The sequence below is a fragment of the Rhodococcus erythropolis NBRC 15567 genome (assembly GCF_001552595.1).
GTDB classification, from domain to species: Bacteria; Actinomycetota; Actinomycetes; order Mycobacteriales; family Mycobacteriaceae; genus Rhodococcus_F; species Rhodococcus_F erythropolis.
This window is the reverse complement of sequence record NZ_BCRM01000001.1, coordinates 561,170-573,617: the sequence shown is the minus strand read 5'-3', so window position 1 is coordinate 573,617 and position 12,448 is coordinate 561,170. Positions and strand designations below refer to the sequence as shown.

The following is a 12,448-nucleotide window of genomic DNA, read 5'->3' as shown; positions in this document are numbered from 1 at the left end:
CCGTGATGAGATTCTTGAAAGGTCACTGCGCGCGAATGCTCCAGCGCACGGGTGTGCCACCGGACGGTGTCACGATCTCCCGCTTGGCCAAAACAACGAGATGAGCATGGGTTTCGCGGACTGCCAAGCGAAGTAGTCGCGGCGACATCTGTTCGAACGGGCGAGACCAGGAGATCGTGCGTGAGAGTTCCCAGGCCGTGGATTCGGGCTCATCCTGAACCGCAGCCACGATCTCCGCCAATCGCTCCTCGTGGTGCCCCATCAATTGACGTGCACGATCGGCGATCCCACGGAATCGATATTCATGTGCCGGAAGCACTTCGCACTCGCCCAGTGTTGTCGTCGCCTCGAGCGAGAGAAGATAACGATGAAGCGGGTTCTCGAGTTCACCGGGAATCGTGGAGATGTTCGGGCTGATCCTCGGCAGCATGTGATCGCCGCTGAACAACAAGCCTCTGTCCTCTTCCACGAAGCAGAGATGTCCGGGAGTGTGCCCCGGTGTCCACTGAGCCCGGAGATTCCACCCGGGAAGATCGAGTGAATCACCATCTCCCAGAACAATGTCGATGGTTTCGTGCTCAGCGAACCGCACCAGGTCGACCCGAGACGCGTCGAGCACTTCGGCCGGTGCGCCGAGTTCGGACAATTGCAGGTTCCAGCCACTGATGTCGTCGCGGGTCTGCTCGGGACCGTGGTATCCGAGGAGCGTCGCGTCGGCCACGTGCATCGCAAGCGTTGCGCCGCTGACCTGCCGAAGACGCGGCGCCAGACCGAAGTGATCGGGATGCAGGTGCGTGATTGCCGCATAGCGCACTTCGGAAACGTGGTATCCGATCGATGCTATGCCGTCGACGAGAGCCTGCCACGACTGTTCGTGATCCCAACCGACGTCGATGAGGGCAAGTCCGTCGTCGAGCGCGAGTGCGTAGACGAGCACGTAACGCAAAGGGTTGTCCGGCATGGGAACAGGGATCGACCACAGTCCGTCCCGCACCTGTTCGACCGGTGGAAGGACTTTGTTCGCCCACGCCTCACGTTGTGCGACACCGACGTCTTCGGTCACGATCATGATGCTTCTCCGCTCGCGTTCAGCATGGTCCGCAGGCTCGACTTGAGCAGTTTCCCGCTCGCGTTGCGAGGCAAGGAGTCCACGAAATGGATCTGGCGAGGTTTCTTGTACGACGCCAACTTCGCTGTGCTGAACGCGATCAACTCGTCGACGCTCGGCACGTCGGCACCGTCGACCAGTTTGACCACCGCGGTGACGGATTCACCCCAGCGCTTGTCCGGAACCCCGACCACCGCGACCTCGGCAACCGAGGGGTGTTCGGCCAGAATGGATTCCACCTCGATCGGATAGACGTTCTCACCGCCGGTGATGATCATGTCCTTGAGGCGGTCGGTGACGAACAGATACCCCTCGTCGTCCAAATGGCCGGCGTCGCCTGTTCGGAGAAAGCCGTCCTGAGTGAACAATTCCGCGGTCTCTCGGTCACGTCGCCAGTACCCGCGAGTGTTGTTTCTGCTGCGCGCAACGATCTCACCGGATTTGTTGGGCGGCAATACCTCACCAGTTGTGACGTCTCGAATGGAGATCTCGACGCCGATCATCGGTTTTCCCGCAGAGCGGAGCAACTCCGAACGCGGTCCGCTCACATGATGGTCGAAGGCACGAAGGACGGATACCGAACCCGTTGTCTCGGTCATCCCGTATCTCTGGACGAATTTGCAGTTCAAGACAGTCATCGCATGAGCGAGGAGTGCCGGAGTGATCGGCGACGCCCCATAGGCGACCACCTCCAGGCTGGCCAGATCGAAACTGTCGAGAGTGGGCAGATCTACCAGCGTCTGAATGACGGCAGGCACCAGAAATGCGTGGGTGACGTGGTGAGTCGCGATGGCATCAGCAACCCGAGCCGGCGCCATGTCTCCGAGCAGCACCAAAGGCACTCCGGCCGACAAGCACGTACTCATCCAGCCGGCGCCGGCGATGTGAAAGAGGGGAAGTGCGTCGAGTGCGACTGCATTCGAACCGAATTCGTAGACATCGAACCCCTCTGGCTCGTTGTACAGATTCCGGTGCGTGGCCACGACGCCCTTGGGCCGGCCGGTTGTCCCGGAGGTGTACAGCTGCAGAACTGCTGCGTCCGGATCGTGCCCCTGTCCGGGGTCGACGCCGTTCCCGGAGGCCACGAACTCCGCCCAGGTTCGCGAATCCGGCAGGCCCCCTGCAGCTCCCACGGTTATGACCTCGATGTCCGGCAACGCTGCGGACATCGCCGCCGCCCCCGCGGCGAACTCGTCATCGACGATCAAGACGTCGAGCTCCGCGTCCTCGGCGATGTCGACGAGTTCGAGTGGGTTGAGCCGCCAGTTCAACGGGATGAACACAGCGCCTGCCTTCGCACACGCGACGAAGGTTTCCGCACCTTCGAGCCCCATCCGCAGTAGCGCACCGACGCGAGCACCGGCTGCGGTCACTTCTGCCAGCGCGCTCGCCAAGGTACTGGTCTCGCCATCCAGCTCAGCCCATGTCAAAGTTCGGTCGCCGCACGTGATCGCCGGATCGGACGGCCGTGTCGACGCCGAGTGGCGTATCCGGTTGGGTAGGTGAAGCTCGCTCACATCACGCTCCTGTGTTCCAGGTACTCACCGAGCACGAACCGCGGTCGGTGGTACTGGAACAGTCGACCATCGCTATGGCCTGCGCCACAAAGACGAGAAGGCGCACAGAGCCATAGCTGAGACCTATGTCTGCAGGTCGCAGCAAGTCACCGCCGCCAAGGTCCGGTCATCTGGGAGAATTTGCCAGATGCAGGCACCCGGGATGGACATACGCAGCGCGCAGTATCTCGTCGCCGTCGTCGATCACGGCAGCGTCACCGCCGCCGCGGACGTCCTGCGTATCTCGCAACCGTCACTCTCGCAGGCCGTACGCAACCTCGAACGAGCACTCGGAGCCACACTCTTCGAGCGCACCACTCGCGGTCTGGCTCCCACCACAGTCGGACTGGCAATTACCGATTCTGCACGTGCGCTGCTCGCCGACGTTGCTCGGGCCGAAGCCGCGGTGGCCGCAGTAACCGCTTTGCGCGCCGGCGAACTCGCCATAGCTGTTCAGTCCGATCTTGCCATCGACCCTGTCGCAGAGGTCGCCGGACGCCTCCATCTGACGGCGCCCGGAATTCGGTTCTCCACGAACGCCGTCCCGAACGCACAGGACGTGCGCGCGCTGGTCAGAGCGGGCACGTGTGAACTCGGGTTTCTCGAGACCCACCCGGGTACCGATGTCTCCGACGGGCTTCGAGAAATTGCCGTGAGTACCCAGGAAACGGTCTTGTCGATCCCCGTTCGCCTGGCCACAGACCTCCCCGATCCGGTTCCGCGCGCCGTGGTTGCGCGCCTGCCGATGGTGGTCGAGGCATCGACATTTCGGCGCGGGCGTTCGATCGACGGCGATCTGGAGCTCACCAACGTCGTCGTGGAAGTACCTGATCGCCTTGCCGTCCGGGAAATGGTCGGGCAAGGTGTAGGCGCCGCGCTGCTGCCCAGATCGATCGCCGAACAAGACTCCCCAGCATCTGAGGTTCGCTCGCTTCTCCCACCGATCACGCGGCAGACGATCTTGGTCTACCGCGACGGCCCGCTCTCGCCGGCCGGGTCTGCGTACATCGAGAACGTCTCCACACGTCACAAGCCGCCTACGAACAGCCTGCCCAACGGCGAGAGCGTCTCCGGATCGAACTCGATGCCGTAATTCAGTGAGATCGCCGGCTCCACCGGAAATATCTCCGCGCCGGACGCGACCGATCTCTCGGCCAACGAACGCTCCATGAATGCCATGCCCAAACCCGCAAAGACGAACGCGCCGACGGTCTCCCGCTGCGCCAACTCCGTCGACATCCGAGTCCGGGCCCCGGCGGCCTGCAGAGACGACTCGATGGCAAGCCGAGCCCGCGAGTGTTTGAGCACACCCACCACGGGGAGATCGGGCAATGCCGTCAATGACACCGGCTCTCCCGCAGCGGGTTTCACACCATTCGGCCAGACGTCAGGATGAACCCCCGACGGCACTGCCAGCCAGTATTCGTTCACCCCGATCACTTTCGTGGACAGCGCCGACATGTCGGGTGGCCAATAGCTGAAGACCACCTCACATGCGCCGTCTGCCAACACCTGCTCAGACGTTGCACCCTGCGGCAGTTCACCGACCCGAACGGTCACAGCAGGCCACCGCTCTCGAAAGTCCGCCACGATGCGTGCGATCGGACCTTCGAGACCATGTGCCGCGGAGCAGATGTCGAGCCGCCCACGAGGCTCGTCGGCCGTCCCGGTCGCGACATTGAATGCGGCCGCACTGCTGCGCATCATCTGCCGCGCCGGCCCTACCAACGCCCGACCTGCCGCCGTCAGAACCAAACCGCGACCGACACGGTGAAACAGTTCGACTCCGAGTTCACGCTCGAGACCACGAATACCCTGCGACAGCGACGGCTTGGTGACCGACAGATTCTGCGCAGCCGTCGACAAGGACTCCCCACCGGCAACGGCAAGGAAGTACTCGATCTGACGTAGGTCCACGCCATCGACTTTGCCATAAGCGCAGCCGACAGTACCGCCGGCAAGCGCGGACGGTGTTCATACACGCTTCACTAGTCGGACATACAGGACACACCTTTTTCTACCCGGCGCCACCTAGCGTAATTGGTCCAGACCAATTACGGATGGGTCTGAACCACCGCGTCGAAGACAAGGAATCCTCGTGAGACGTACGACCATCGCGATAGCAGCCGTGACCGCGGCTCTCGCCGTTCCCGGCATCGCCCCCGCCGAATCCCAAGCCGAACCCAGCTGGGGCAGTTCATCCTTCGAATGGGGTAGCTCTTCGGGCGAGAACAACACGCCGCCCGCAGCGCCCGGCGTCAGCGTCCCCGGCGGACGGTACGAGCACCCTGTCGATCTGACCTTCACCGCCGAGCGCGGCGCCACCGTCCGCTACACCTTGGACGGAACGACACCCACCACCGACAGCCAAGCTGCCACACCGGGACGTCCGCTGCAGATCGCACAGGACACCAACGTCACTGTCGCCGCTTTCCGCGGCGATCACGCGAGCGCGGCCGTCTCGTTCGGCTACCTGATCAAGACCTCGGAGAAGCCGCTGGCTCAGGTCGTCGTGATGTCCGACGTCCACGTCGGCGACCACGCGAACAACGACAAGAAGTACGAAAGCTTTTTCGACACAATCGGTTCCATCTTCCCGAAACCCGACGCGATCCTCTCCAACGGCGACATGATCAACGACAACGGAGACGGCAAGGGGCCTGACCACAAGATCGTCGCAGAAATCTTCCAGGCAAACCTCGCCAGGAAGGGCATGAACGACACACAACTCCTGATCTCCAACGGCAATCACGATGCAAGTCTCGCGGCGATCAGAGCCGGATATCCGGCGGAGTGGTTCCCGGATTCCGGTGGCGGATACTACGAGTCCGACGTCAGCGGTGTCCATCTCTTCACGGTCAACACCGAGACATACAACAATGATTCAGCGCAACGTAGTTGGCTGAAGTCCCGCCTGACCGAAATCACCGCGGAGTCCGGGAACCTGACCAAGCCGATCCTGGTCCAGGGACACCGACCGGCAAGCAACACAGCCATGGACGGCCAGCAGGCGTCGAACCCTCGACTGACCGAAGACTTGAGCGCCTTCCCTCAGGCAATCTTCTTCTCCGGGCACTCGCACCTGAACAACAACGACGACCGGTCGATCCATCAACGCGACTTCACGGCGGTCAACGACGGCTCGATGTCGTACATCGAAATCGATCACGGCTACCAGATGGTGACCGAGTCCGGTCTCGCGAACCGTTTCGAATCACCCACTGCCCAAGCGCTCTTCGTGGAGGTCTACCAGGACCGCACGGAAATCAACCGCATCAACATGGCGGCAGACAAGCACGACATCTACACCGGAGGCGCGTGGTCAGCCAACTGGCAGCCGCCGTACTCGAGCGCGGGCACGCTGAGCGGCTCGGGTTGGACGGTCGAACTCGACGGGTCGACCAACCAGCAGATCAAGGACAACTTCCGCTACACCTCGGGTGCACGAAACACGAATGCACCGGAATTCACCACGGCCACCCCACTCTCGGTGAGCACCGGAGCGAACGGTGAAACTGCGCTACGGATCGCGCAGGCGAAGGACGACCAGATGGTCCATCACTATGCCGTCGAGATCACGGACACAGCCACCGGAGCGAAGGTGGTCTCGTCGAAGGTGCTCTCCGACTTCTACTTCATGCCACGGCCGAACAGCCTCGACATTCCGATTCCCGATGCCGCAGCGGGCACCGCATACGAAGCCCGCGTCGAAGCCGTTGACGCATACGGCAACCGGTCACCGGTGACAACCCTGGCCTTCACCCGCTGACCCGACACGACAAAGCGGCACCGCGCATGTTCGCGGTGCCGCTTGTCGGCTCAGTTGTACGTGCGAAGCAGGCCCTTGCTGATGATCTGCTTCTGGATGTCGCTGGTGCCTTCACCGATGAGAAGGAACGGCGCCTCACGCATCAACCGCTCGATCTCGTATTCCTTGGAGTAGCCGTATCCACCATGGATACGGAAGCTGTCCTGCGTGACCTCCGAGCAGAATTCACTCGCCAGATACTTCGCCATACCCGCTGCGACGTCGTTGCGCTCACCCGAGTCCTTGAGCCTGGCTGCGTTGACCATCATCAGATGTGCCGCTTCGACTTTGGTGCCCATTTCGGCGATCCGGAACGCGATGGCCTGATGCTCGGCGATCGGCTTGCCGAACGTCTCGCGCTGCTTGGCGTAGGTGACAGCCAGTTCGAAAGCGCGCTGGGCGATTCCGCACGCACGCGCGGCGACGTTGACCCGGCCGACCTCGACGCCGTCCATCATGTGCCGAAATCCCAAGCCGGGAGTGCCACCGAGAACCTCTTCGGCTCCGATCTCGAAGCCGTCGAAAATCATCTCCGTGGTGTCGATTCCCTTGTAGCCCATCTTCTCGAGCTTGCCCGGAATGGTCAGGCCCGGGAGTACCTCGCCGAAACCTGCGGGCTTCTCGATCAATATCGTCGTCAGATTGTTGTGCGGCTTCTCCGCGCCCTCGTCCGTCTTGACGAGGACTGCCACCAACGTCGACGAACCACCGTTGGTCAGCCACATCTTCTGGCCGGTGATCACGTAATCGCCGGACTCCGTACGCTTCGCCTTGGTCGATATGGCAGCAACATCGGAACCCAGGGCCGGTTCCGACATGGAAAATGCGCCGGTGAGTTCCCCGGACGCCAGACGTGGCAGGTACTTCGCCTTCTGTTCCGGCGTCCCGTGCGCGGAGATCATGTGAGCCACGATGAAATGCGTGTTGATGACGCCGGACACGCTCATCCATCCACGGGCCAGCTCTTCGACGCACAGCGCGTAGGTGAGCAATGATTCGCCGATACCCCCGTACTCGGGGTCGATGGTCAGTCCGAACAGACCCATGTCCTTCATCTGCTTGACGATGTCGGTCGGGTACGTATCGGAGTGTTCGAGCTCCTGCGCCGCGGGGATGACCACACGATCGACGAACTCGCGTACCGCCCCGACGATGTCGCTCTGGGTCTCGGTCAATCCCGCCGTCTGCGCCAAACGAGTCACTGTTCCACCTGCCTGTCGGTACTTCGTGCTCTCCTGTCGACGAAACTGATTCGACTCCAGGAACTTTCACCCCACCGCGACATGTGTGCGGCAGAGACGCTGCATCCATTCAATCCCCGAACGGTATATGTGTCAAAGTCGATTTCGCATACGAACCGTATGGCGGAAACTATGTCCGAACAGGTCGTTCCTACTGTTGACAACCGCGCCACGCGTGCTGGATATTCGAGTGGCCAGGTCGCTATGGGGCCCTTCGATCGGCCCGTTCACGCGACGCATTCCCCACCTCTCCTCGAGACAGGCGCATTCCATGCACGACGCAGTCATCTGTGAACCCGTTCGCACCCCGGTGGGCGGATTCGGCGGAGTCTTCAAGGACGTTCCCGTCACCACTCTCGCCAGCACTGTTGTGCGTGGCCTCGTCGAACGAACCGGCATTGCGTGCACCGATGTCGACGACGTCATCTTCGGTCAGGGTTACGCCAACGGAGAGGCCGCGGCCATCGGGCGAATCGCGGCACTCGACGCCGGTCTGGACGTGTCCGTTCCCGGAATACAACTCGATCGCCGTTGCGGTTCGGGATTGCAGGCGATCATCTACGCCGCGATGCAGGTACAGACCGGGATGAGTGATCTGGTCATCGCCGGCGGCGCCGAGAGCATGAGCGGAACCGAGTTCTACTCCACCGATATGCGTTGGGGCACAAAGCGCCCTTCGGTCGAGTTCCACGACCGATTGGCCAAACCGCGCACGAACTCCGGCGGAGTCAACTTCCCGGTCGAAGGCGGCATGATCGAGACCGCCGAGAACTTGCGCCGGGAGTACTCGATCACCCGCGACGAGCAGGACCGATACGCGGTGCGATCGCACGAACGGGCCGTTCATGCCCAGGACAGCGGGTATTTCGACGACGAGACCATTCCCGTTTCGGTGCGCGGGCGCCGTGGTGAGCAGACAGTCGTCACTCGCGACGAGCATCCACGCCGAGGGATTCAGCTGTCCGATCTTGCTGCACTGCGCCCCATTCGAGGTCGAGTCGACCCCGAAGCCACAGTCACCGCCGGAAACGCCTGCGGCCAGAACGACGCCGGAGCCGCGGCCATCGTCACCACTGCGGCCAACGCCGAACGCCTTGGCCTGCGACCGTTCGCGAAACTGGTCAGCTGGGGTGTGGCGGGTGTGGAGCCGAACCGAATGGGCATCGGACCGGTGCCTGCCGTGGCGAAAGCTCTCTCCCGTGTCGATCTGTCGCTCGACGACATCGACCTCATCGAAGTCAACGAGGCATTCGCCGCACAGGTTCTCGCGTGCGCCAAGGCCTGGGGATTGAGCGCGCAGGACATCGAGGAGCGCTTCAACGTCAACGGTTCCGGGATCTCGCTCGGACATCCTGTCGGTGCCACCGGTGGGCGGATCCTCGCCAATCTGCTGCGCGAACTCGACCGGCGCCAGGGACGGTACGGGATCGAGACCATGTGTATCGGTGGCGGACAAGGGATTGCAGCGGTGTTCGAGAACCTGCGACGCTAGAAGCGTTAACCGATCGATCCGTCGCGGCGAAGGTCCGCGATCTGGTCTCCCGTACGCCCCAACTCGGCCAGCAGAGAATCCGTCTGCTGGCCGAGTGCCGGAACGTCACCCATGCGCATTTCGACGTCCGAGTACGTCATCGGAGGCAGCACGGCATCGATCGGTCCGTTTTCGGTGCCCACGGACCTCCACCTGGCACGCTTCTCCAACTGCGGATGTTCCAGTAGACCTGCCATGTCGTTGAGTGCAGCGGCCGGGACACCGGCGGCGGCAAGGCGTTGATCCAGATCTGCCGTCGAATACAGACGAGTCAGGGAACCCACCAATTCGTCTACCTCGCCGCGATTTTCGACGCGCACGATGTTGGTGGAAAAGCGCGGATGGTCGACCAGATCCTCTCGCTCGAACACGTCCACCATCAGTGCACGCCATCCACGATCGTTCTGGACGCCGATCAGGATCTCGCCGTCGGCCGTGGGATACGAATCGTAGGGAACGATCGCCGCATGGCCGAGCCCGACCCGCGAAATCTGCTTTCCTGCATACATTTTCATGTACATCGGATGCCCGAGCCACTCGACGGTGGAATCGAACATCGAGACCTCGACGAGCGCTCCCTTACCCGTTCGCTCTCTACGGAACAGGGCGCTCAGAATCGAAGTCAGCGCGTACATTCCAGCGGCGATGTCCGAGACCGGGATACCCGTCTTGGTGGCCGTCTCCGGTGTGCCTGTCACGGAGATCATTCCGGTCTCGGCTTGGACCAGCATGTCGTACGCCTTGCGCTCACGCCGTGGGCCGGCACTGCCGTATCCGGACATGTCGATCACGATGAGCTGTGGGAATTTCTCGCGCAGTTCCTCCGCGCCGAACCCCAGTCGCGCAGCTGCGTCAGGTGCCAGATTCTGTAGGAACACATCGGCTCGCGCGACAAGATCGAGAACGATTTGCCGGCCGGATTCCGACTTCACGTCGACAGCGATCGATTCCTTGGAACGGTTGAGCCACACGAAGTGTGACGCCTGACCATGAACCGCCCGGTCGTAGTGACGCGCAAAATCGCCCTCGCCGACGCGTTCTATCTTGATCACCCGCGCACCCATGTCCGCGAGATGCCTGGTGGCGAGCGGTGCCGCCACCGCCTGTTCGAGTGCAACCACGGTGATTCCGTCGAGCGGAAGATCCGAGTTCGGCTGTCCCATGTCAGTAGTCACCCCAGAAGTTTTACACCCAGAAGTTTTACACTCTGAATTCTTGCACTCGAACAGGACGGGTCAGATGTGGCGGCCGCCGGTGATCTCGAGAACCGTGCCCGTCATGTAGCTCGAGAGTTCGCTCGCGAGGAACAGTACAACCGAAGCAACCTCCGAGGGCTCGGCCGCACGCCCCATCGGGATCTCGGCAAGCTTCTCGTTCCAGATCCGTTCGGGCATTGCCTCGGTCATCGCCGTGCGGACAAGTCCGGGCTGAACGGCGTTGACGCGAACGTTCTTGAACGCGACCTCCTTTGCCGCGGCCTTCGTCAGACCGACGATGCCGGCCTTGGCGGCCGAGTAGTTGGTCTGCCCGAGCATGCCCACCTTGCCGGAGATCGACGAGATGTTCACGATTGCGCCCGTCTCACGCTCGCGCATGCGGGCTGCGGCAGCGCGTGTTCCGTTCCAGGCGCCCTTGAGGTGAACGGCGATCACGTCGTCGAAGTCCTGCTCGGTCATCTTCCGCATCGTGGCGTCGCGCGTCATGCCGGCGTTGTTGACCATGACATCGACTGGACCGAAAGCACTTTCGGCCAGATCGAGCATGGCCTCGACCTGTCCGGAATCACGCACGTCGCAGGAAGCGAAACGGGCGACCGACTCTCCACCGAGTTCGGCGACCGCAGCCGTTCCGACGGTTTCGTTGATGTCGCCGAGAACGACGGTCGCACCTTCCTTGATGAAGGTGCGCGCAATTTCGAGCCCGATGCCCTGCGCTCCGCCGGTCACTACCGCAACCTTGCCGTCCAACAATCCCATGTCCACTCCGTTCGTGAGGTTAAAGCTCGTCAGGTAAAGGTGTCAGCGCTGGTTTTGCTTTTTCGCTTGCGCCACGAGCCCACCGCCGAGAATCAGTCGCTGGATCTCGCTGGTTCCCTCGTACAGGCGCAACAGGCGAACTTCACGGTAGATGCGTTCGACCGGCACACCGCGCATGTACCCGTTGCCACCGTGGATCTGCACGGCGAGATCCGCGACCTTGCCCACCATCTCGGTGCAGAAAAGCTTTGCCGCCGAGGGGCCGAGACGTCGATCCTCACCGCTGACGTACCGCGCAGCCACCTCACGCACCATCGCACGCCCGGCCATGACACCGGCCTGCTGGTCAGCCAGCATCGCTTGAACCAGCTGGAAGTCACCGATAGCGGTGCCGCCCTGTTCCGTGACCACGGAGAACGCGACAGATTCGTCGAGCGCTCGCTGTGCTGCTCCCACCGAGAGCGCCGCGATATGGACTCGTCCGCGCGCGAGAGACGTCATCGCTGCGCGGTATCCGGTGTCCTGGTCGCCACCGACGAGGGCCGACTCGGGAACCCGGACGTTGTCGAAGGTGACCTCGGAGGTCCAGGCACCTTCCTGACCCATCTTCTTGTCCTTGGGACCAACTGTGACTCCTGGCGTGTCAGCCGGAACCAGGAAGACTGCAATTCCCGGACCATCGGAATCCGCCGGGCGAGTGCGCGCGAACACCACGAACAGCTGTGCCAGTGGAGCATTGGTGATGAACCGCTTGTTGCCGTCGATCACCCATTCGGATCCGTCCAGAACGGCCTTGGTCCGAAGGCCGGCCGGGTTTGAGCCCGCGCCGGGTTCGGTGAGAGCAAAGGAAGCCACGACGTCGCCGGAGGCGATGCGCTCTAGCCACTGAGCCTTCTGCTCGTCGGTACCGAAGCCGACCAGCACCTGCCCGGCAATTCCGTTGTTGGTACCGAACATCGAACGCAGCGCCAGGGACGTGTAGCCGAATTCCATTGCCAGTTCGACGTCTTGGGTGAGATCGAGTCCGAGCCCACCCCATTCCTGAGGAATCGCGTAGCCGAACAGCCCGATGGCTGCGGCCTTCTTGCGTATGTCCTCAGGAATGGCGTCGGTGTCGGCAATCTCCTGCTCATGCGGAACTACTTCCTTACGGATGAACTCCCGCGCAGTCGCCAAGATATCTGCGAAGTCATCTGCATCGACCTGCATTCCCACCACTCACCTTGCT

Annotated in this window: 10 protein-coding genes; 3 read left to right on the top strand and 7 right to left on the bottom strand. The window is 62.3% G+C overall.

Annotated elements, in window-relative coordinates; genetic code table 11:
* Positions 1-22: 22 nt before the first annotated feature.
* On the bottom strand, positions 23-1,069 hold the full coding sequence (locus tag RE4_RS02790) for an MBL fold metallo-hydrolase (protein WP_003940131.1): 1,047 nt from the start codon (positions 1,067-1,069) through the stop codon (positions 23-25).
* Positions 1,066-2,625: a long-chain-fatty-acid--CoA ligase gene (locus RE4_RS02785; RefSeq protein WP_060937948.1), complete on the bottom strand. Its 1,560-nt coding sequence runs from the start codon at positions 2,623-2,625 to the stop codon at positions 1,066-1,068. The genes RE4_RS02790 and RE4_RS02785 overlap by 4 nt, the downstream gene beginning before the upstream one ends.
* A gap of 187 nt (positions 2,626-2,812) precedes the next feature.
* On the opposite strand from RE4_RS02785, the gene RE4_RS02780 reads away from it, so the two are divergent.
* Positions 2,813-3,757, top strand: a complete 945-nt coding sequence (locus tag RE4_RS02780; protein WP_060937947.1) for a LysR family transcriptional regulator — start codon at positions 2,813-2,815, stop codon at positions 3,755-3,757.
* On the opposite strand, the gene RE4_RS02775 is transcribed toward RE4_RS02780, so the two are convergent.
* A complete protein-coding gene (locus RE4_RS02775) occupies positions 3,691-4,581 on the bottom strand; it encodes a LysR family transcriptional regulator (protein ID WP_021331928.1) in 891 nt (296 codons plus the stop codon). The two genes, RE4_RS02780 and RE4_RS02775, sit on opposite strands and share 67 nt — an antisense overlap.
* A 181-nt stretch (positions 4,582-4,762) precedes the next feature.
* Between RE4_RS02775 and RE4_RS02770 the strand changes: the two genes are divergently transcribed.
* Positions 4,763-6,433 (top strand): chitobiase/beta-hexosaminidase C-terminal domain-containing protein, encoded by a 1,671-nt coding sequence (locus RE4_RS02770; protein WP_060937946.1) that lies wholly within the window; start codon positions 4,763-4,765, stop codon positions 6,431-6,433.
* Between the two features lie 50 nt (positions 6,434-6,483).
* Here the strand turns inward: RE4_RS02770 and RE4_RS02765 are convergent, their stop codons facing one another.
* Positions 6,484-7,674, bottom strand: a complete 1,191-nt coding sequence (locus tag RE4_RS02765) for an acyl-CoA dehydrogenase family protein (protein ID WP_019745412.1) — start codon at positions 7,672-7,674, stop codon at positions 6,484-6,486.
* Between the two features lie 310 nt (positions 7,675-7,984).
* On the opposite strand from RE4_RS02765, the gene RE4_RS02760 reads away from it, so the two are divergent.
* Positions 7,985-9,205, top strand: a complete 1,221-nt coding sequence (locus RE4_RS02760; RefSeq protein WP_060937945.1) for an acetyl-CoA C-acetyltransferase — start codon at positions 7,985-7,987, stop codon at positions 9,203-9,205.
* Between the two features lie 5 nt (positions 9,206-9,210).
* Here the strand turns inward: RE4_RS02760 and RE4_RS02755 are convergent, their stop codons facing one another.
* The 3 genes from RE4_RS02755 to RE4_RS02745 all read right to left on the bottom strand — a co-directional run bounded on the left by RE4_RS02755 (position 9,211) and on the right by RE4_RS02745 (position 12,429).
* Complete coding sequence (locus RE4_RS02755) at positions 9,211-10,407, bottom strand: CaiB/BaiF CoA transferase family protein (protein WP_060937944.1); 1,197 nt, start codon at positions 10,405-10,407, stop codon at positions 9,211-9,213.
* A gap of 72 nt (positions 10,408-10,479) precedes the next feature.
* Positions 10,480-11,220, bottom strand: a complete 741-nt coding sequence (fabG, locus tag RE4_RS02750) for a 3-oxoacyl-ACP reductase FabG (protein ID WP_029256327.1) — start codon at positions 11,218-11,220, stop codon at positions 10,480-10,482.
* Between the two features lie 42 nt (positions 11,221-11,262).
* Entirely contained in the window at positions 11,263-12,429 is a 1,167-nt protein-coding gene (locus tag RE4_RS02745; RefSeq protein WP_060937943.1) for an acyl-CoA dehydrogenase family protein, read from the bottom strand.
* Positions 12,430-12,448: the final 19 nt, after the last annotated feature.

Coding starts and splice junctions, on each gene's coding strand:
- RE4_RS02790 (WP_003940131.1), bottom strand. CDS start 1,069: ATGATCGTGACCGAAGACGTCGGTGTCGCACAACGTGAGGCGTGGGCG.
- RE4_RS02780 (WP_060937947.1), top strand. CDS start 2,813: ATGCAGGCACCCGGGATGGACATACGCAGCGCGCAGTATCTCGTCGCC.
- RE4_RS02760 (WP_060937945.1), top strand. CDS start 7,985: ATGCACGACGCAGTCATCTGTGAACCCGTTCGCACCCCGGTGGGCGGA.
- RE4_RS02755 (WP_060937944.1), bottom strand. CDS start 10,407: ATGGGACAGCCGAACTCGGATCTTCCGCTCGACGGAATCACCGTGGTT.
- fabG (WP_029256327.1), bottom strand. CDS start 11,220: ATGGGATTGTTGGACGGCAAGGTTGCGGTAGTGACCGGCGGAGCGCAG.
- RE4_RS02745 (WP_060937943.1), bottom strand. CDS start 12,429: ATGCAGGTCGATGCAGATGACTTCGCAGATATCTTGGCGACTGCGCGG.